This window comes from Deltaproteobacteria bacterium, from assembly GCA_016210005.1.
GTDB lineage: Bacteria > Desulfobacterota > Binatia > HRBIN30 > JACQVA1 > JACQVA1.
Window position 1 is genome coordinate 1 of sequence record JACQVA010000137.1, and the last position, 17,533, is coordinate 17,533.

Annotated in this window: 21 protein-coding genes and 2 tRNA genes; 17 read left to right on the forward strand and 6 right to left on the reverse strand. The window is 64.7% G+C overall.

The features are described 5' to 3' along the window. Nucleotides 1-103: 103 nt before the first annotated feature. The 7 genes from HY699_12935 to HY699_12965 all read left to right on the forward strand — a co-directional run bounded on the left by HY699_12935 (nucleotide 104) and on the right by HY699_12965 (nucleotide 8,475). Entirely contained in the window at nucleotides 104-1,336 is a 1,233-nt protein-coding gene (locus HY699_12935) for a hypothetical protein (protein MBI4516710.1), read from the forward strand. Next, entirely contained in the window at nucleotides 1,333-1,899 is a 567-nt protein-coding gene (locus HY699_12940) for a M23 family metallopeptidase (GenBank protein ID MBI4516711.1), read from the forward strand. Before HY699_12935 ends, HY699_12940 begins: the two co-directional genes overlap by 4 nt. Nucleotides 1,900-1,991: 92 nt before the next feature. Then, on the forward strand, nucleotides 1,992-3,509 hold the full coding sequence (locus HY699_12945; protein MBI4516712.1) for a hypothetical protein: 1,518 nt from the start codon (nucleotides 1,992-1,994) through the stop codon (nucleotides 3,507-3,509). Between the two features lie 754 nt (nucleotides 3,510-4,263). After that, nucleotides 4,264-4,929 carry a hypothetical protein gene (locus HY699_12950; GenBank protein ID MBI4516713.1) on the forward strand — a complete coding sequence of 222 codons (666 nt, stop codon included), beginning with the start codon at nucleotides 4,264-4,266 and terminating at the stop codon, nucleotides 4,927-4,929. Nucleotides 4,930-5,238: 309 nt separating this feature from the next. Further along, the gene (locus tag HY699_12955; GenBank protein ID MBI4516714.1) at nucleotides 5,239-5,676 is read left to right on the forward strand and encodes a hypothetical protein; all 438 of its coding nucleotides are present in this window, start codon (nucleotides 5,239-5,241) and stop codon (nucleotides 5,674-5,676) included. Between the two features lie 1,254 nt (nucleotides 5,677-6,930). Next, the gene (locus HY699_12960) at nucleotides 6,931-7,518 is read left to right on the forward strand and encodes a putative molybdenum carrier protein (GenBank protein ID MBI4516715.1); all 588 of its coding nucleotides are present in this window, start codon (nucleotides 6,931-6,933) and stop codon (nucleotides 7,516-7,518) included. Nucleotides 7,519-7,890: 372 nt separating this feature from the next. Further along, the gene (locus HY699_12965; protein ID MBI4516716.1) at nucleotides 7,891-8,475 is read left to right on the forward strand and encodes a PcfJ domain-containing protein; all 585 of its coding nucleotides are present in this window, start codon (nucleotides 7,891-7,893) and stop codon (nucleotides 8,473-8,475) included. On the opposite strand, the gene HY699_12970 is transcribed toward HY699_12965, so the two are convergent. Genes HY699_12970 through HY699_12980 form a run of 3 tightly spaced genes read right to left on the reverse strand, consistent with a single transcriptional unit; the run spans nucleotide 8,454 to nucleotide 9,777 of the window. Continuing rightward, the gene (locus HY699_12970) at nucleotides 8,454-9,194 is read right to left on the reverse strand and encodes a recombinase family protein (GenBank protein MBI4516717.1); all 741 of its coding nucleotides are present in this window, start codon (nucleotides 9,192-9,194) and stop codon (nucleotides 8,454-8,456) included. The two genes, HY699_12965 and HY699_12970, sit on opposite strands and share 22 nt — an antisense overlap. An 11-nt stretch (nucleotides 9,195-9,205) precedes the next feature. Beyond that, complete coding sequence (locus HY699_12975; GenBank protein ID MBI4516718.1) at nucleotides 9,206-9,490, reverse strand: hypothetical protein; 285 nt, start codon at nucleotides 9,488-9,490, stop codon at nucleotides 9,206-9,208. Beyond that, nucleotides 9,487-9,777 (reverse strand): hypothetical protein, encoded by a 291-nt coding sequence (locus HY699_12980; GenBank protein MBI4516719.1) that lies wholly within the window; start codon nucleotides 9,775-9,777, stop codon nucleotides 9,487-9,489. The genes HY699_12975 and HY699_12980 overlap by 4 nt, the downstream gene beginning before the upstream one ends. 151 nt (nucleotides 9,778-9,928) lie before the next feature. Between HY699_12980 and HY699_12985 the strand changes: the two genes are divergently transcribed. Continuing rightward, complete coding sequence (locus tag HY699_12985; GenBank protein ID MBI4516720.1) at nucleotides 9,929-10,090, forward strand: hypothetical protein; 162 nt, start codon at nucleotides 9,929-9,931, stop codon at nucleotides 10,088-10,090. A gap of 10 nt (nucleotides 10,091-10,100) precedes the next feature. Here HY699_12985 and HY699_12990 read toward each other — a convergent pair whose 3' ends face one another. Beyond that, entirely contained in the window at nucleotides 10,101-10,292 is a 192-nt protein-coding gene (locus HY699_12990; GenBank protein ID MBI4516721.1) for a hypothetical protein, read from the reverse strand. Nucleotides 10,293-10,650: 358 nt separating this feature from the next. On the opposite strand from HY699_12990, the gene HY699_12995 reads away from it, so the two are divergent. From HY699_12995 to HY699_13035, 9 genes are all read left to right on the forward strand, one after another. Beyond that, a complete protein-coding gene (locus HY699_12995; GenBank protein ID MBI4516722.1) occupies nucleotides 10,651-11,493 on the forward strand; it encodes a hypothetical protein in 843 nt (280 codons plus the stop codon). A 35-nt stretch (nucleotides 11,494-11,528) separates the two neighbouring features. Further along, nucleotides 11,529-11,750, forward strand: a complete 222-nt coding sequence (locus HY699_13000) for a helix-turn-helix domain-containing protein (protein ID MBI4516723.1) — start codon at nucleotides 11,529-11,531, stop codon at nucleotides 11,748-11,750. Beyond that, a complete protein-coding gene (locus HY699_13005; protein MBI4516724.1) occupies nucleotides 11,747-11,968 on the forward strand; it encodes a hypothetical protein in 222 nt (73 codons plus the stop codon). Before HY699_13000 ends, HY699_13005 begins: the two co-directional genes overlap by 4 nt. Beyond that, nucleotides 11,968-12,873: a hypothetical protein gene (locus HY699_13010; protein MBI4516725.1), complete on the forward strand. Its 906-nt coding sequence runs from the start codon at nucleotides 11,968-11,970 to the stop codon at nucleotides 12,871-12,873. Before HY699_13005 ends, HY699_13010 begins: the two co-directional genes overlap by 1 nt. Then, nucleotides 12,851-14,299, forward strand: a complete 1,449-nt coding sequence (locus HY699_13015) for an AAA family ATPase (protein MBI4516726.1) — start codon at nucleotides 12,851-12,853, stop codon at nucleotides 14,297-14,299. Before HY699_13010 ends, HY699_13015 begins: the two co-directional genes overlap by 23 nt. Continuing rightward, nucleotides 14,283-14,543 carry a hypothetical protein gene (locus HY699_13020; GenBank protein MBI4516727.1) on the forward strand — a complete coding sequence of 87 codons (261 nt, stop codon included), beginning with the start codon at nucleotides 14,283-14,285 and terminating at the stop codon, nucleotides 14,541-14,543. The genes HY699_13015 and HY699_13020 overlap by 17 nt, the downstream gene beginning before the upstream one ends. 242 nt (nucleotides 14,544-14,785) lie before the next feature. Then, nucleotides 14,786-15,115: a hypothetical protein gene (locus tag HY699_13025; GenBank protein ID MBI4516728.1), complete on the forward strand. Its 330-nt coding sequence runs from the start codon at nucleotides 14,786-14,788 to the stop codon at nucleotides 15,113-15,115. A 153-nt stretch (nucleotides 15,116-15,268) separates the two neighbouring features. After that, nucleotides 15,269-15,529 (forward strand): hypothetical protein, encoded by a 261-nt coding sequence (locus tag HY699_13030; GenBank protein MBI4516729.1) that lies wholly within the window; start codon nucleotides 15,269-15,271, stop codon nucleotides 15,527-15,529. Beyond that, nucleotides 15,522-17,216 (forward strand): recombinase family protein, encoded by a 1,695-nt coding sequence (locus HY699_13035; protein ID MBI4516730.1) that lies wholly within the window; start codon nucleotides 15,522-15,524, stop codon nucleotides 17,214-17,216. Before HY699_13030 ends, HY699_13035 begins: the two co-directional genes overlap by 8 nt. Here HY699_13035 and HY699_13040 read toward each other — a convergent pair. Further along, nucleotides 17,198-17,272: transfer RNA gene (locus HY699_13040), tRNA-Glu, on the reverse strand. The two genes, HY699_13035 and HY699_13040, sit on opposite strands and share 19 nt — an antisense overlap. Before the next feature lie 47 nt (nucleotides 17,273-17,319). After that, a tRNA-Lys gene (locus tag HY699_13045) sits at nucleotides 17,320-17,392 on the reverse strand. Nucleotides 17,393-17,533 lie beyond the last annotated feature (141 nt).

A 17,533-nucleotide genomic window follows, 5' to 3' on the forward strand; every position in this document is an offset into this window, starting at 1 on the left:
CATCGGGGGTGGGAGTCCCCTGGGCCTACTTGCCGGTGCAGCCATGGGTTTCACGACTTGGCCCTTGGCTTTGGCGACGCTGGCTGGTTACGGCGCCGGGTACATGTTTTCGAACACCGGCACGGCGGTCGACGCGCGGCGCCACGTGTTTGGTACCGGCATGCGACTCGGCGGCGACTTCGGCGGCATCCGTGCGCACATGATGGGCGCCTATGAGGCCCCGCTCTATTTTCGATTTCCGGAATCGCTCGGCGCGATGACGGCCTATGGGACGCGTACGGGCCGGCGCGACGTGCGCGGCGTGCTCGAAGTCGCACGCGCGTATGATCTGCCACCGGTGCAGCTCGCCGGGACAATGGGTCAACTTGGCGCCCTTGGCCGTCTCCCCAGCGAGACGATTCGAGAACGCCGCGTCGAGATGACATTGGAAGAGGTGCAGGCGGAGGTTGCACGGCGGCAGCAACTCAGACGCTTGGGGCGGCCACTTTCACCCATGGCGGACATGATGCGGACCGAGCGGTATGCGACGGGTGGCCTCCCCTCCATGCTCCACGGCGCCTACGGCCGAAGCGCTTGGGGCGGCAACGACGCCTTCATGAGCGACTACCTCTCCCAGTATGCGCAGCTCGTCGAGTTACAGGCGTCGGGTGGCGCCCCCGTCCTTGACTACGGCTCGACAGCCGAGCGGATGGCGATCGCGAGCCGCCTCTACGGCGGCGACATCAATCCCGCGATCAGCGGACGGACCGTCGGGGCCTTCATGCAGGTGATGGCCCAGCCGCAGAATACGGCCCTGCGCGCCGCGCAGCTTCGGGCATTGATGGGCCTCGATCCCACAACCCGCCGCCTATTCGCGGACGCCGGCTATGACCTCGGCGACTATGTCGGCGCGAGCGCCGCGATGGAGAACGTGTTCAGCTTGCCGCGCGAACTGCAGACCGTGGCGCTCCACGCCATGGCCGGCGGGCGCTACAGTCTGTACGGCCGCGGCACGGCGGCCGAACGCATGGCGCTCAAGGGCGAGACCGGGAGCGCCTATCAAGCGCTGCAATTGCAGAAGCTCTTCGACCAGTTCGTGTCCGCTGAGCCTGGCACTGGTCAGGAAGGTGATCTGGCTGAGAAGCTGGCAAAAAAGCTGGCGGAGTCCGGGCCGGAAGCTGGCGCGCTGGTGATCGATGCCGGCAAGGAAAAGCTGGCGATCGCGGTGACCACCGGAATCAAAGAACTCGGTCAGTCGATCACCGATGATGTGATTCAGCTCGCCGATTCGATCCGCCAAGCGCTGGCCTACTGGAACCAAGAGGTCTCACCGCGCATACCGGGGGCCGCACAATGAATGCTGCGCAGGCCCTCGGGCAGCTGATCATCAGGGATCTTGAAGCGGCGCGTGCCGCCATGGTGAACCCCGAACTGATTGATCCGCGACATCACCGGGAACTGCCATCGTCCGTGCGCCGTCGTCAGAGTGACACTGCGGGCAGACGGGATGCGCTCGCAGATCGCAGCGTGCCGCACGGCCAGCCGGTAAATGGCATCATGAGCAGCGCCTTCGGGATGCGCCGCCATCCCGTTTTTGGCGACCTGCGGCGCCACGACGGTGAGGACATCGGTGCGCCAACCGGCGCACCCGTGCACGCGACGGCCGATGGCACGGTGCGCCGCGCAGGGTGCGCCGGCGACTATGGCAACCTTGTCGAGATCGATCATGGTGGCCGTTACGTAACGCGCTATGCCCACCTGCGCGACTTCGCGGTGACCGTGGGCCAAAAGGTGCGGCGTGGCGACGTTGTGGGCAGCGTGGGACAGACGGGCAATGCCACGGGGCCGCATCTGCACTACGAAGTGCGCGCCGGCAACAATGCACCGCGTGATCCGCGCGAGTTTGTCGCGAAGAGGTGACCATGAACGTTGTGCGAGCCTCACCGCGGGTGATAATCCGGATTCAGACCCCGCCGGAATTTGATCCGCGTACCGGCGTAATCAGGCCGGGCATGCTCTTCGGCTTCGACACGAACGAGCGCGGCGGCCCGGCGGATGACCTCATCTCGCTGGTGATCACGAAGCAGCTCGACTCGCCGTTCGGCCGCGCCACGCTGAACTTCGTACCGCGCGAGCCAGTGGCCGGCTACAATTGGGCCGACCTGATCCCGAGCTACAGCCTGATCGAAATCTTCCTCTCCCATGCGCCCATCGCACCGGAACCGGTGCTGGTGTTTCTCGGCTTGACTGGGGCGCGCATCGAAAGCGCTAACTGGGAGCAGGCCGCGCCCGAGCGGCAAGTGCAGGTGGCGGCGCGGGAGCTGACGTGCATTTTCGTGGATCAGAAGGCCCTGTATCTGCCGGTGAGGCCGGAGCTGCTGCGGCCCGATATTGCGAAAACCCCTTTCACGGATGCGTTAGGTCGCGGGAGCGTTCAGCCGGCCACCGAGACGCTCAAAGTCGGCGAGGGGAAGACCATTCAGCAGCTCGTGCTCCCAGCGACCGCGAGCCCGGCGCTCACCTTGAAGGACAACATGGTGGCGATCGATCCGATCCTCGCCAAGGTAGGAGAGTCACCGGTAGATGCCATCGCCAACTTCGTCAAAATGGTCACCGTTGGGTTGAAGAGCGACTACAATCCTACAGCGATGCCCCTGCTGAATCTCGGGCTCTTCGATGCAGCGCTGCGAGGCCTGCTCTTCTTTGATCGCGAGAAGGCGAAGGGGCAACTCTTCGATCCGCTAGCCGCACTTCCCGCAGCGGCGCAAGTGAGTACAGACAGCGATCTCTGGCAAATCATGAGCGGCTTCGTTGACCCGCACTATCAAGAGTTGTTCGCAGTTCCCCGCGACCAAAATAGTCCGCAGCGCGAAGTTGAAGTGCTGTCACCTTCGGCGATGGAAGTCATCTTTCGAAAGCCGCCATTTGGGGGGCGCATCACAGGCGGCGGCGAGTTGATTGGCATTCGTGATCACTCCGGGTCGCAATTTGACCGGGAGTTCGAGACCGATCCGGTCGAGAACGTCGCGATCAGCGATCAGCACCTACTGAATAGCTCGCTGCTGCGATCAGAAGATGCAGTCCAAAATCTTTTCTACATCCAGCCCGGAGTGCCCAGTATCAACACCCCCGAGGACTGGCGCGCGATTCACTCACCTCTCATCGATCTCGATCCCTTGGCTCCGTCATCAGCCCGGCGCTTCGGCCTTCGTCTACAGCAGTGGGCCGACTACTACCTTCATCAAGCCGGCGATTCCGCAGCGGACCCGAGATTCGATCCGGAGCAGCGCGCGCGCGTGCGTGAACTGATGGTCTACCACTGGCATCGATTTGAGCCGCTCTTCTATCGTGGCCACTACGGTCTCGTTGGAAATCCATTCATGCAGGTGGGCAAGCGAGCGGTGCACAAGGGGTTGGGCGTCAGCCGTGAATACTACATCGCGGCCGTCACGCACTCGCTAACGATCGGCACGCAGCGGCCGCGGTACACGACCACGATCGGGGTGGAGCGGGGATGGCCAATTTACTGATCTGGGCAGGCCTCTGGCCAGCGACCGAAGCGATCATGGAAGCGTGTGCACGGCCCAACGCGATGGCGAGACCGATCCCCGGGCGCCGTCTTTTCAATTTCAGCAAGCGCTTCGGTTTCAGCCGGATCGGTCTGGCGATCCGGGCGTCGTCGCTTCTCCATCCAGACCTTGCGGTATCGTCGCGCGGCTTCCGCTCCAGGGCAGCAGGGCGGCATGTATCCTGGATTCGCCGCCCCGCATCTTTGCGCAACGGCCTCGGATGTGGCGCCTTCGTCAAATTGCATATCGCAAAATCCTATCGCGAGCTCTTCGCCCTGCACGACAAGCCCACAGCAACGTTGAGGCAGAGAGCCGTAGCGACTACGGTAGCGGCCGCAGAGCTGCTTGACCCGCTCAGAATATGGGAAAACACGGCCCCGGTGCAGTGGGGGAGAATACTGTGGCGCCTCGCCGGGATTATCGCTGTAGTCTTCTGGTCTCACTGCAGTCGCATCGTCATACAGGTGTTCCGCAAAGCAGATGTCTTCCTGCAGCTCGCGCTGCTCACGCGGCATCGGTGTGGGCTGTGCGGCTGCAGCCGGCAGAGCGATCAGGACGAGGACAATGGCCGCGGTGCGCACGGCCAAAGGGTAAAGCCAGTCCCGCTGGAGTGTCAAGACTCGCGGTCTACCGTCGGTCAAGCTGGTCGTCGAAGCCTCGTTCAGCGAGCCGCGTGTGACGGCAGACGATCTTGTTGCGCGGAGAAGCGGACCGCATGACCGACCACCCCGCCGAATCTCAGCGCGAATGGCGCACCGGCATCGTGACCGCGGTGCATCCGGAGACCTGGGAAGTGACAGTGCGTCTTCTCTACGGCACCAGCGCCGTCGTGCGGCGCTGTAAGGTGCTGGCGCACTTCCTGCCAGAGAAACACCAGACCAATCCGGACGGGACCGAGAATCCTGAGCGCCAGTCGAAGGTGCTGGTTGGCTACGTCGACGCCTATCAGCAGGCGCCCGTCGCGGTTCCGATCCATAATCCGATCATCCCGGACCACCTGAAAGCGGCCTACGTCTTCTGGTCGGAGCATCTGCGCTATCGACTCACGATTAGCCGCGCCGGCGTCCTCGAAATCCGCAACCTGAACGGCGATGCGGTCGCGCGAATGGTCATTGAGCAGGACGGGCCGTTCATCCGTTTCGAGACGCCGACGGTGAAAGCGACGTTCGACAGCGCCGGCAACCTGCATGAGATCGACGCGGCCAACATCCACCTTGGCAAGGGTGCGGTCGAGAAGGTGGTGCTGGGCAGCACGTTCCTAACGTGGCTGCTGGAGTTCATCGCGATCTTCGACTCGCACACGCATCCGGACGCGGGCGTGAACAACAACCCCGCGCCGGCGTTGCCGACGATTCTCAGCGAGGTGTCGAAGACGCGATAGGGAATCTCCATGGTGCTGGCTTTCCCGCCGGACTTCATGGTGCTGGGCGCGTAGGTGAAGCAGAAGGAGGGGCAGAGAGGCATGCCACCGAGAAAGCTGGAGAAGCTGACTAAGCCGTCGCGGCGCTTCCCGCATGGTCGGCCGCGCTGTCAACATTCGGCTGTTCGGGACGGGGCGCCGTGGCAGTGCTCGAAGCCGGCGCGAGAAGGATTCACGCGCTGCGGGAAACACGGCGCCGGCTATCCCGCTCGTGAGCGCCGCGGCGTTCGGAAGAACAAGAAGCTATCGGGGCTGACGACGGGGCGCACCATGACGCCGACGACGCGACGACTCCTGTTCGAGCAGTACCCGGAGTTGCGCGTGCTGTACGAGGCCGAGATCGAGAGTGACGACATGTTCGACTTGCGACAGCAGCTCGCGTTGGCGAAGGTGCTGGTTCGACACTACGTGGACCAAGCGAATCTCAACGACACCGACAACTCGTTCGGCAAGACGCCGCCGGCGCTCGCCGCGATCGAGGCGCTCAGGCGGGCAACCGAGATCGCCGAACGCATCCTCAAGATCGAAGAGCGGCTCGGCCCAATCACCCACAGCGAACTCAAGCGGTACATGCAGGCGGTGGCCGCGGCCTTCGTCCGATTCGTTCCTCGTAACCAGCAGGATCCCTGCAAGGAGTTCATCCGCGAACAATTGATGGCGAACGCCGGCGGACCTGGTGAGTTAGGTGAGCCGGAACTCCTCCAGTAGCCAACCATCGGCTCAATTTGCGAGTAGTACCCTTCGGTACTATCTCCATCGCGCCGGGTTTAGCCTCGGAGATGCGCGAGACCGCCACCAGACCGATCCCCGGCCGCATCCTTCGCATCGGGTCTCGCAGTTCCGACGGCCGGCAAAATGACAAAGCCCTCAGCGATGCGGCCGACCCGCTAACAAGGCAGGGGCGGCACCACCAAGGGCCTGTCGATAATCTGTTAGCTCTCTCCAGTTGGGTTGGCAAGCACACCATCGGGCCGGACTGCGGCGGCATGGTCACGCACACGTGCGACATCTTTCACCCCATCTGAAAGATCGGGTGCGTCGACAAGGCGCTCCGTACACAACTGTTTCGACGAAATGCAGAGGGAGTGTTGATTTTCACGAGCAAGGGACCCTGGGCGGCAGAATTTTTCACGAGCATGCCCCCCTCCCCGGGGAGATGCCACGGCGGGGTTTATCCCGCACCGTGGCTACAAGCCGACAGATTCCGATATGTCCCCGTCGGCGGGTGCTCCCCGGTCGTCCGTGACCAGCCTGACCCACTTGCGATGCAGGGGGCGGGCCGCGAACAACCTCAACGGGATTACGGCACTCAACGCTTGGCGGGCAAGAGCGCTTGGCGGACTTCTTTCGCCAAAGGTGGATAGCTCGGTACTGTCGGGAGGGAAAACTACTAGGACACTCACCACGAACGGCGAAGCGAACCATTTGCCGGCGCCCGCGGATCGCTGCTAGTCTTCGATTGTCGCACTGCCTTCGCGGCTTCCCCCCGCTTTGTGAGCGGGGTTACGCTGCCGCGTGGCGGTGTGACAGTCAGGCCCTTCGTTGCGCACCCCCTGCATCGTAAGCAGGTCAGGACCGTGGCGGAGGGCCTGTTGTTTTTCCGCGCTGGCCATCGGCGCAATTTACGAGCGATGGCGGTCTCGAATCTCGAATAGCATCTCTTTCGACATCAACTGAAACTGAACGGTGGGGATTTCACCTTGCTGGCGAGCGCCCTTGGTACTAGCATCCATTGCGCTGGGTTCTTCTCGCGGCGTTCCTCCGGCATTGTAAGTCGGGCAGGTTCGCCGCGGGGAAGCCTGGCGGAAGCTCCCGCCTGAGGTGAAATACCCAGATCCTCTGGCGTGTAGGCACGGTTCGGGTTAACCCCGGCCGTGCCGGCTTCCTTTGCCTCGCATTCATTCCCACGCATGTGAAGCTGCCCTGTAAGTCCGCGTAGGGTGCTTGGTAGACTGCTTCGTTATGGCATTGATCACCAAGATCGTCAGCGGTGGCCAAACGGGGGCGGACCGTGGTGGGCTCGACGCGGCAATCGCCCTGGGAGTTCCGCACGGCGGCTGGTGCCCGAAGGAACGGCGGGCCGAAGATGGAAAGGTGCCAAAGCGGTACCGACTCCGAGAGACGAGCGCGGCGAACTATCAGTCGCGAACGCGTCGGAACGTGCTTGCGGCAGACGGTACCGTGGTCTTCACCAAAGGACCGGTTACTCCGGGCAGCGCGCTGACGGTGCGGATTGCGCGCAGCGCGGGCAAGCCGTGCTTGCACCTCGACATGAATCGGCTCGGCGCGGCCGCTGAAGATCGGCTTCGGGAGTGGATCACGCACCACCAGATTCGGACCCTCAATGTGGCCGGCTCGCGCGAGTCGCTAGTGCCGGGCATCCGCAAGGCGGTTACGAAGTTCCTGACGGCGTCCTTGAGGAGCCCGCGGACGGCGTACGTCCTCGAAGAGGAATTCGTGGGTCTCGACGCGCCCCAGGAACAAGCAGTGGCGGAGGCGCCTTACCGCGCGCGCGGCGGATCGAGACACGTCCGTCGCCGATTGCGGTGACCCCTGTTTTCGCGAGGAGTCGGATGAAGTATGTCCTGCGCAATGCGACTTCGCACTCGTGCGCGAGGTCATCGAACTTGGCGACCGCCTGAAGGCGATGCCGGAGGCCACGGCGTGTACCTTCGGGCCATCCGTTTGTCGGCGGCGATTACGAATCCCGTTTTGCTGAGTGCGCTGCTGGGCTTGGTGAAGGTTGGATACCAGAGCGCCCCCGTCTTTGGTGCGACTGCGGTTACCCGCGCGCGGTTCAACAACAAGTGGTCTTCGTTGACCCGAATCGTTCTCCGCGCCGACGAAGCGGCGATTCGAGGGGCGATGGGGAAGGTGGGAAGGTACCTTCGAGTGCGGCTCCGGCCGGAGGAGCCTGCCGACATGCAGCGCCTCGTGTGGTTCTTGTCCGATTGGCCTGGCCTGCACAACGGGGATCTGGGCGGGTTGGCCAGCAAGGCGATTCGCTGGCACCGGCAACTGGGCGACCCGCGCGAGGTTGTTGCCATGCTCGGCTTGCGAGAGAGCTGCCAAACGATGCCGCCCCCGATCCCGCTACCGGCTACCAAGGGAATCCGATTCCTTGCGACGGTTGGCGAGATCGTCGTGGAAGCCGAGCGGATGCATCACTGCGTGGCGTTTCATGCGGAGGCTGCGGTGTATGGCCGACTGTACATTTTCCACGTCGAGCACGCGGGCGCGCATGCAACGATCGAGGTAACGGATCACGCCATCATCACGCAGGCCGGTGGTCCGCGGAACAGCCACAACGTCGCGGTCACGTGGGGCCGGGAGCAGCTCGCCGAATGGGCCCGTCGGTTGGCCCCGGCACGCCACGCTAAGCCCGATTCCGTCGCGTTGGAGTTCGCGGTGTGGCATCGCGCGGTCCAGCGAATCGAGGCGCGACGGCGCCGTCGCCGGCAGGCGGCACAGGCACGCCGCGGCCGTCAAGCACCGACCGGTGATTGACGCGTTGCCGCCGGCGCGCGCTGTGCGCGCAGCACGTTCGCGACCGTCTGCGGGTGCCAACGCCCCCCTGACCGGCTCCGTGCGCCCGCGGCTTCCAGGCATGCCCCGATCGCCCGCAGCGAAAGGCCCTGCGCCCTCCGGACCCGCGCGACTTCGAGAACGCGTTGCTCTGCGGGCTCAGCTTCTAGGCGTATTCCATCGCTGCCGACCCTCCAGCCGTAGGGAACGTCGCCTACTCGCTCGCCGCGCGCCTTCTTCACCGCCAGCGCCGCGCGCGTGCGCGCCTTGATCACCAGCCGCTCGTATTCGGCGAAGGCGTCGACGATCCGCCGCATGAGCACGGATTCCGGGCCGTCGCCATCGCTGATCCCGTCGGCTGTTCGCACCACTGCGCCGTGCCGTTCGGCCACGCGCTCCACCATGGCCGCGACCATCGTGTCGCGCGCCAACCGATCGCGCTTCGCGACCAACAGGACGCCGGCGCCGTGCTCACGCAGCGCCGCCAGCGCCGCCAGGAGTTGAGGCCGCTTGTCGAGAGGGGCTGCCCCGCTCACACCTTGCTCGACGAAGACGGCGACCAGGTCGGCGGCGTTCGCCTGGCACCATCGCTCAAGTGCGGCGCGCTGCGCTTCGGGGCCGAGCGTCTGCTCGTCCGTGGACACGCGAACGTACCCGATCGCTCGATGAGGATCGGCATTTCTGCGTGCCTGTCGGCCCATGAGGTTCTCGACTACTGGCGGCCTCGGCCCGCCGGCGTGGGCATCAAGATCCTGGTTTCCCGCTGGATGGGCAGCACACCCACTATCCGGAAGGTTTCGTGGTCCTGCCGTGCATGGCAAGCCCACTCTTGCACCAGACCGCGCGCCTCTCTGAGCAGGGTATCGCTGATCTCCCAGTGACGAGACGCCATACACACCGTGCGCGTGACCGCTCGCTCGGGCAGATCGGCGTTCTCAAACCGCACCTCCCAAAGGTGCAGAAGGTCGTAGCCTCGCGTGGACGCGCGTGCCTTCATCGCCCACCTCCTTGTCCGCCGAGAGAGGCCCGCCAAGTGTTGTACTCGTCGACGTCGGCCTCGGTCAGGCCGGCAGTCCCCAACCGCATCAGCTGGACTTGCAGATACGGCAGCCGAAGGGTCTTCGCGAGCGATCGCAGCGAGGCCGCGTCCTCGAATGAGTCGAAGACGCACTGGCCGGCACCGCACATCGCGTCAAGGGTGTCCCGGATCGCCTCGATCCGCTCGGGTGATGTCTCGAACGGTGGGCGGTCCGGATGTCGTGTGGTACGAGTACGTGTAGCCATGGCTCGGAGCTCCTTTCGAGTTGTGGTCAGAGCCGGTGCGGGTGGTGACGCACCCCATCGGCTCGCTTTATTTGCCGTGTGTATACGTGAGCGGTTTCGTACTGTCAAGCAGTTGCATTTCCTGACCGCTGACGTAAAAAGGAGCTTCGCTATGGCCAAGGGCAAGAATCCGCACGCAGTAGCATTGGGTCGGAAGGGTGGGAAGAAGGGCGGCGCCGCACGCGCGGCGAACCTGACGCCCGAGGAGCGTAGCGAAGCGGCACGGAAAGCCGTGCGCGCCCGCTGGGCGAAGGCGAAGGCAAAGAAGACGTAGGCGGGGCGCGTTACCTGGCGCGTGCGAACGCGGCGTGAATCGCCATTCCGATCCAAAGAAATGGGATCACCGGCAGCGCAAGAATTCCGAGCAGGAAGACGGCCGCGGCGATCGCGCCCAGCCAGACCAAGCCGGCCGCCCACTGGCCCTTATACCACAAGCCAACCGGTCCCAGCAGAAACCCGAGGACACCGGCGAGCATGTCGGACTTCTCCGCAACGTCCAGCCACTCGCCGCAGTGTCGGCACTTTCGGGCACCAGCGGGAACGTCTCCGTGGCAGTACCGGCAACGCGCCGGGCGGCGCTCGGGATCGAGGGCCTTGTCGACCATGCGAGGCAGGATAGCACACTGACCATGCGCCGCGGCTAGGGTCGCTCCCGAACACCGGACTTCCACGGCCGGCCGCCGCGGCGCTTCCTTGAACTCGTGGGCACCATGGTGGAGGTGCGAGTTGGCGCGGAAGCGCACTTCTAGGAATCGGAACGAGAGAGCGCGCGGGTCAACGAAGGGCCGCCCAGGTGGTCGTGTGCCCGCGTATGCACGACCACGGCTCGCTGCGATGCTGCTCCAGCTAGCGGAGGCCGGCGCCATCGCGGAACGAACCCGAGAATTGCCTGAGCGGCTGCGGAATGAGTGGTCGGCTCGCATCATAGACGCCGAGCGACAGCTACGGGACCTAGGAGTCAACCCTCAAATCTGGTGGACGCTCGTTCCCTACGTAAGGTTTCTGAAGTCCGCTGCATTCATCTCCGTGTCTGACGCCGTCGCGCCTTCTGAGTTGGGACCAAGGTACAAGGCGCTCAGGCACCCCATCGAGGCGCCTCCCCGCGACGAATTGAACTCAGAGGTGCAGACGCTCCTGGCACAGGGAATCGGCGGTGGAGGTGCTGCTGAACTCGACGCGGCTAGAGACACCGCACGCATCCTCATATTGCAGCGACGACTGCTGGCCCAGGACTGGGACCCCTTCGCTGAGCGAGAGACTCCCGCATGGGAAGCGGCGAGCGCCGCCGCAGTCGCTGCCGGCATCTTTCGAACGCCGACACCACATATCTGTCGCTCGGGGCAAGAGTACTTCAGGGACTTGGACCGCCGCAGGAGACACCATGATGCGTGGCGCGGGCGCCGACGCGCTGAGGTGAGGCTTCTCAGTAACAAGGGGGTGATCGCCATCGGTAAGAAGTTCATGGAGGCAGGTCGCAAGGCGAAGCAGCAACAGGCTAAGCTGCGCGCGGCTCGAAACTTGCGCGAACAGCAGTTGGCTGAAGAGGTTTGGGAGCGGCACCCTGAGTGGTCCAAGACTCGGGTAGCGGTCACCGTCGCAAAGCAGGTTGAGCGCCATCCTGATCGTATCCGCCGAAGGATTCACCCCCCCACAAAAAAGTTGGTACGACCCCCCTGACTGTACCAAGTTCGCTCTGGTAGGTGGCGCAAGCAATGGACGCGCGACCACCAGAACCCCTTCTAACCGATGCCGAACTCGCTGAGATCCTCCATGTGATGCCGCAGACGCTGGCACGGTGGCGGGCCGCCGGACGCGGCCCGAAGTGGATTCGCCTTGAGACGGGGTTGGTTCGGTACGACATACGAGACGTCGAGGCGTATCTCGATGCGCAGCGGCGGTGTGGTGGGGCGCCACGCGCGGAGACGGTGCGATGACTGCCGAGACGGAGGCCGGGGGTCGGCGCAGCGACCGGATCGGGCGCGCGCTATCTCTGCTCTGTGCCGATTGTGCCGCGCTACTGGCGCACGCGATCGAGGATGCTGCGGCATTGGGTCTGGGCACCGCTGCCATCACCGAGGCACTCGATCGACGCCACGAGGCAGATGCTGCCGTCCGCGGTGCCCGCCGCCTCGCTCGGTCTGGGATGGGGTGATGGGCCGCTACCGTCGCGTCGACACGCGCATCTGGAACGACGAAAAGTTCAGCGCGCTCAGCGACCGCGCCAAGCTCGCATTCTTGTTCGTGCTCACTCACCCATGCATGACCTCGCTCGGTGCCATGCGCGCCTCGTCGGCCGGACTCGCCGCCGAGCTGGGCTGGGATCGCCGAACGTTCAGCGCGGCGCTTGGAGAGTGTGTTGAGCGCGGCATGGTGCAGTACGACGACCGTGCCGCCTTCCTCTGGCTCCCGAACTTTGTGCGCTACAACCCGCCGGAAAATGGGAACGTCGTGCGATCCTGGGCCAAGGTCCTCGACCTGCTGCCCGAGTGCCCAATGAAGCTCGATTCGATCAAGCGCGCGGCAACCGTTGGCGCAACGCTTGGCCAATCATTTGTCGAAGCTCTGCCGGAACCCTTCCGAAACCATTTGACCAACCCTCCCGAAACGGTTCGGAAAGAGCCGGCCAAACCCTTTCGAATACCCGAACCCTATCCCGAACCCGAACCCTATAGAGATACCCTTCCTTCCGGAGGGTTCGAACCCTTTTGGGCTCTCTACCCGAGGAAGCGGGGCAAGGAGGATGCACGGAAGGCCTGGGGGGTGCTGAAGCCAGATACGTGGGAGGCGGCTGTTCTGATGGCCGCCGTGACGGTGGCGAGCGGCACGGAAGACTGGCAACGCGAGAATGGCCGATTCATCCCCTACCCGGCGACATGGCTACGCGGGCGCCGATGGGAGGATCAGCTCGGTCCTCCAAGGAGCCAGAGCGGGAATGATCCGCGCACCGTGACGCCTCCCGGGCCCGTGGACCTGGCAGCTCATCTTCGTGAGCAAGAAGACGCGGTACGACGTGCAAGTCGAGAGGAACGCCTCAATGGCGCAGCCACAGGTCGCTGACCTCTCTGCGCGGCGCCGCGAGCGCCAGCGTGGCCTGCCGGTCGGACTCCCGCAGAGTCTCGATAGCGAGCGCCTGCTCATCTGCGCAGTGATCGAAGCCGACGGGCGCCGGGAAGGCGGAGAAGCATCCGTGCCTGATGTGATCGCCGAGATCGATGGGGCACCGCTGACAGCGGCGTTCTCCGGGACCCAGCATCGCCAGATGTGGGAGATGCTCATCGATCGACACCGCCACGGCCTTTCAAACAACTTGGTCGCCGTCGCGGAGGCGGCCCGCGAGCGCTACGGCAAAGGCAGTGGTGCCCCAGGAGCGGCAGACCTCACGACGTGGCTTGACTGGTTCCAGCAGCTACAGGACGCGGCGCCGGCCGCGCCGTGGATGGTCAAACATCACGCTGCGAGGCTACGCGACACCGCGCTGCGTCGTGAGAAGATCCGGGAGGCGAGCGAACTGCTCCACCGCTTGGCAACGGACCCGCAGCTGCTCGCCGAATGGTTTGATCCTACCGCTCACGAATTCGCCCGCTTACCAGAGCAGCACCTCGCGCTCGATCTCCCGCATCACGTTACCGATGTCATCGCGAGAATCGACCGTGTCAGCACCGCCGATGCGGCGACTCTGACCGGTGTCCCGTCCGGCCTCACCGATCTCGATCGACTCCTCGGCGGCTTTCAACGCGAAGACCTGATCGTCATCGCCGGCCGGCCGAGCATGGGCAAGACCGCCTTCGCGTTAACGGGGGCGCTCCATGCGCTCCAGCGCGGATTCGGAGTGGGCTTCGTCTCTTGCGAGATGTCGGCCCAAAGTCTCCTGCAGCGATGGCTTGCGCAACTCGTCGGCGTGGATCTCGCTCGTGTTGTTCGCGGTCCGTTGACCGCCACCGAAGTGCGAGACTTGCGGGCGGCCGCGGCGCGAATCGCGCGTCTGCCGGCGCAAATCGTTGACGACCGGCGCGACTGGCCGAGTGTGGCCGACGCGTGCGGTCGCATGATCCGGAAGGGCGCCGATCTCCTCATCGTCGACTACCTTGGCCTGATGAGCCTCCCCGGGCACCGCGAGGCACGTCACCTCGAGATCGGCACCATCACGCGCGAGGCGAAGGCCTTGGCGAAGCGCTACAAAGTTCCGCTGTTGCTCGCGTCCCAGATCAACCGCGAGATCAAAGACCAACACGACAAGCGCCCGCAGCTTTGGCACCTTCGCGACTCGGGTTCGATCGAGCAGGACTCCGACGTCGTGATCATGCTGCACCGCGAGGCCGCGTACGACAATGCGGCGCCGGTGAACGAAGCCGAGCTGCTCGTGCGCAAGTTCCGCAACGGCCCGACCGGCCTGATCAAGGTGCGATGGTTTCCAGAGACGGCCCGGTTTGCCAACGCCGCTTCGCCAGCGTGGGAGCGTGAGCGCGATGACTGGCGAGAGTGACCCGTATGCGCTGTACGCCGATGCCGTCGCGCGAATCGCGACGCGCTACGAAGAACACGGCTTCTGCCCGTGGATCTTCGACGACCCGCGTTGGCTCGCTGCGGAAGCGGCGGCCGAGCAAGCCTTCGGCACGCGCAAGCTGGGCAACGTTCGTGAAGCCGTCGCGGTCTTCGAGGCGACCGCGATGCAGGTCCTTGGTGAGAGCTGCGCAATCGTGAGCGTCGGAGGCGCTGATACCCCATGACAGTTGCTCGAAAGCGGATACCCCATGACAGTTGCAAGGCGAGGACTCGCGGCGGGCGACCATGTGGCCGCCCGGCCGGCTGGGGAACGGACCACGTTGGGACCGGCAGGTGCAAACTGCACGGCGGCGCTAGCCGGATCAAACACGGCCGGTTCTCGACGATCCAACGGCAGCGCATTCGCGACCTGTACGCGCAGCACAAGAACGACCCCGATCCCCTGAACCTGTTGGACGAGCTGGCGATGGCACGCGCCATCTTGCACGACTTCCTCGAGCGCTACGACGAATGGCGCGACGCCTTCCTCGCGTGGCATGCGAGCTGGACCACGGATGAAGAGGGACACCCGGCCTCGCCCAAGCCGCGGCAGGTGCTGGACATCTCGGATGCGCGCAACACGCTCTTGGCGATCGCGCGGATCGTCGAGACGATCGAGCGCATCCGGGGCAACGTGAGCCGGACCGACCTGCTACGGATCATGACCGAGATGGGCCGCGTGTTGGAGCGGCACGTGCACGACGAGGCGGTGCGCGCACGGGTTGCGGATGAATGGCTCTCGATACCCTTGGCGTGAGTGGCCGGCACGATGAACGCCAAGCGTAAGGGCACGCGCAACGAGCATCGCTCGAAAGCGATCTTCGAAGCCGCCGGCTACGCCGTCTGTCGCGCGGCCGCGAGCCTCGGCGCCTGGGATTTGAGCGGCTGCCGGACGTGAAGGAGTTGTGAAGTGGGCCGGATCCGCACGCACGATGCAGCACCAAGTCTCGGCGTCGACGATCGCGCGCGCGACGTGAAGCCCGCGCCGGCTGTCTGCGTGCGCAGCGGCAGCCCGCTCGGTGATGACAGGCGGCCTCGTCCGGAGCTGCGGCCGTTCGTTGAAGCCATGGCCGAATGGATTGCGACGCGCGTGATCGAGGACCCCGTCGTGCAACGCCTGTTGGTTAGAAAAGCCGGCGACGGCGAGGTATGGGGCGGGCTGAATGATTAGAGCAGCCCTCTACGCTAGGAAGTCCACGGAGGATCCGCAAGCCGACTCGGTGCTGCGCCAGGTGGCACATGGCCGCGAAGCCGCGGCCCGCCTTCAGGCTGTGGTGGTTGAAGAGTTCGTATGTGTTGACGACGGGGTTTCGGGTGCGGAATTTACGAACCGCCCGGGGCTGCTCCGCCTTCTCGCCGGTGCACGCCGGCGGGCATTCGATCTGGTGGTCGTCTCCGAGCCGTCACGTCTCGGGCGAGATCGGCTGCGCACTGAACTTGTGATGCAGGACCTCCGGGAGGCCGGCGTTGGGATCTTCGCTTATCTGTCGAACGAAGAGGTTCGCCTCGACACACCGGAGCATCGCTTTGCCCTTGCCGCACGGGCATTCTCGGACGAACTCGAACGCGAGAAGGCAAGGCAAAGGACGCGCGATGCACTGCTCGCGAAAGCACGCCGCGGCTTCGTCACCGGCGGCGTGGTCTTCGGGTACCGGAATGTCCCGGTGTTTTCGGGCGTCGACTCGTCTGGAAATCCGATCCGCTCTCATGTCTCGTTGGAGATCGACCCTGAGCAGGCCGAAGTCGTCCGAGCCATCTTCCGCATGCGCGCGGACGGGTATGGCCTCCGAAAAATCGCGCGCGCGCTGAACGGTGACCCGTTCTGCACGGCGGAAAGTACCCGCTATTTCGGAGGCCAGCGGATTGCGTCGCCGCGCAAGGGCTCGGGTTCATGGGCGCCTGGTGGGGTCCAGGCGATGCTCAAGAGCGCGCGGTATCTTGGTCAGATCACTTGGGGGAGGTTCAAGAACACAGATCGGGCCGGACGAACGCGCCTTCGCACGCGGCAAGCCCCAGCGGCCGTGGTGAAAGTGGACGCTCCCCAACTCCGAATCATCGACGATGCACTCTGGCGGGCTGCCCGACTGATGGACCGTTGTGCTGACAACGAGGCGGACCGCCGGTCTGGCCGGGCGCAGGCCGGAACCCCGCCGGCACCGGCAAGCCTGCTTTCGGGCCTGTCCGTGTGCGGATTGTGCGGCGGCCCGATCGCGATCGCGGGCAGTCACAAGCGCGACCGCTGCTACGGCTGCTCCTACCGCCGCAACCGCGGGGCGACCGTCTGCGAAAACACACTGTATGAGTCGGTTCGGATCGTGGACCGGCGGGTTGTCGAGGAGATCCAAGCGGCAATTCTCGTTCCCGAGGTTCGCCGGGTCATCTTCGAACGCGCGACCGAAATCGTCCAGCAGCGCATCCTAGGCGCCCAGCAAGAAGTCGACTCTCTGCACTCCCGCCTCTCCCGCGTGCGACGCGAGATCGACAACCTCGTGCGCGCCGTCGAGGACGGCAACGCGCCAGCGGCACTCCTCGAACGACTCCGCGAGCGGGAAAGGGAGCGGGCCGCGGTCGAGGTCGATCTCGCGCGGCTTTCAAGCCTGACGGCGGTGCCGGAATTGGACCTCCGGCGGATCGAGCGCCTCGTGACGAAGTTCGTTGAGCCGCTCGGAGAGATGCTGCGAAGCGACCTGGTGGCCGCCCGGGCCGCATTGCGGAAACTGATCGCAAACCGGGTCGTCTTTACGCCGACGGCCACGGAAAACGGCGATCGAACCTACCTAGTGGAGGCGAAATTGACGCTGGAACGGGTCATCCCTGCTCCGGCCGTGAATAGCGGAAGCGTCCCCGACGGGATTTGAACCCGTGTCGCCGACGTGAAAGGCCGGTGTCCTGGGCCGAGCTAGACGACGGGGACGTGTACGGTGATCCGTTTATCGCCCGCAGCGGGCATCCAATTTTCAGTGAGCCGTGCTGGACTCGAACCAGCGACCCTCTACTTAAAAGGCAGATGCTCTGCCACCTGAGCTAACGGCTCAAGCCCACGTGGGCCACCGTGGCTACCACGCGACCCCGGCTGAATCAAGGTGTGAGCCGGGCGCCGAGCGAGCTTGGGTGTGCGACAAATCTGTGGGTAGCGTGCAGCCGACCGGGCAAGTCCTCACCAGTCTGACAGTAC

Coding starts and splice junctions, on each gene's coding strand:
- HY699_12985 (MBI4516720.1), top strand. CDS start 9,929: ATGGCCAAGGGCAAGAATCCGCACGCAGTAGCATTGGGTCGGAAGGGT.
- HY699_12965 (MBI4516716.1), top strand. CDS start 7,891: ATGCAGCGCCTCGTGTGGTTCTTGTCCGATTGGCCTGGCCTGCACAAC.
- HY699_13035 (MBI4516730.1), top strand. CDS start 15,522: ATGATTAGAGCAGCCCTCTACGCTAGGAAGTCCACGGAGGATCCGCAA.
- HY699_13020 (MBI4516727.1), top strand. CDS start 14,283: ATGACTGGCGAGAGTGACCCGTATGCGCTGTACGCCGATGCCGTCGCG.
- HY699_12955 (MBI4516714.1), top strand. CDS start 5,239: ATGACGCCGACGACGCGACGACTCCTGTTCGAGCAGTACCCGGAGTTG.
- HY699_13000 (MBI4516723.1), top strand. CDS start 11,529: ATGGACGCGCGACCACCAGAACCCCTTCTAACCGATGCCGAACTCGCT.
- HY699_12970 (MBI4516717.1), bottom strand. CDS start 9,194: ATGGGCCGACAGGCACGCAGAAATGCCGATCCTCATCGAGCGATCGGG.
- HY699_12945 (MBI4516712.1), top strand. CDS start 1,992: ATGCTCTTCGGCTTCGACACGAACGAGCGCGGCGGCCCGGCGGATGAC.
- HY699_12980 (MBI4516719.1), bottom strand. CDS start 9,777: ATGGCTACACGTACTCGTACCACACGACATCCGGACCGCCCACCGTTC.
- HY699_13005 (MBI4516724.1), top strand. CDS start 11,747: ATGACTGCCGAGACGGAGGCCGGGGGTCGGCGCAGCGACCGGATCGGG.
- HY699_12990 (MBI4516721.1), bottom strand. CDS start 10,292: ATGCTCGCCGGTGTCCTCGGGTTTCTGCTGGGACCGGTTGGCTTGTGG.
- HY699_12960 (MBI4516715.1), top strand. CDS start 6,931: ATGGCATTGATCACCAAGATCGTCAGCGGTGGCCAAACGGGGGCGGAC.
- HY699_12950 (MBI4516713.1), top strand. CDS start 4,264: ATGACCGACCACCCCGCCGAATCTCAGCGCGAATGGCGCACCGGCATC.
- HY699_13015 (MBI4516726.1), top strand. CDS start 12,851: ATGGCGCAGCCACAGGTCGCTGACCTCTCTGCGCGGCGCCGCGAGCGC.
- HY699_13010 (MBI4516725.1), top strand. CDS start 11,968: ATGGGCCGCTACCGTCGCGTCGACACGCGCATCTGGAACGACGAAAAG.
- HY699_12975 (MBI4516718.1), bottom strand. CDS start 9,490: ATGAAGGCACGCGCGTCCACGCGAGGCTACGACCTTCTGCACCTTTGG.
- HY699_13025 (MBI4516728.1), top strand. CDS start 14,786: ATGGCACGCGCCATCTTGCACGACTTCCTCGAGCGCTACGACGAATGG.
- HY699_12935 (MBI4516710.1), top strand. CDS start 104: ATGTTTTCGAACACCGGCACGGCGGTCGACGCGCGGCGCCACGTGTTT.
- HY699_12995 (MBI4516722.1), top strand. CDS start 10,651: ATGCTGCTCCAGCTAGCGGAGGCCGGCGCCATCGCGGAACGAACCCGA.
- HY699_12940 (MBI4516711.1), top strand. CDS start 1,333: ATGAATGCTGCGCAGGCCCTCGGGCAGCTGATCATCAGGGATCTTGAA.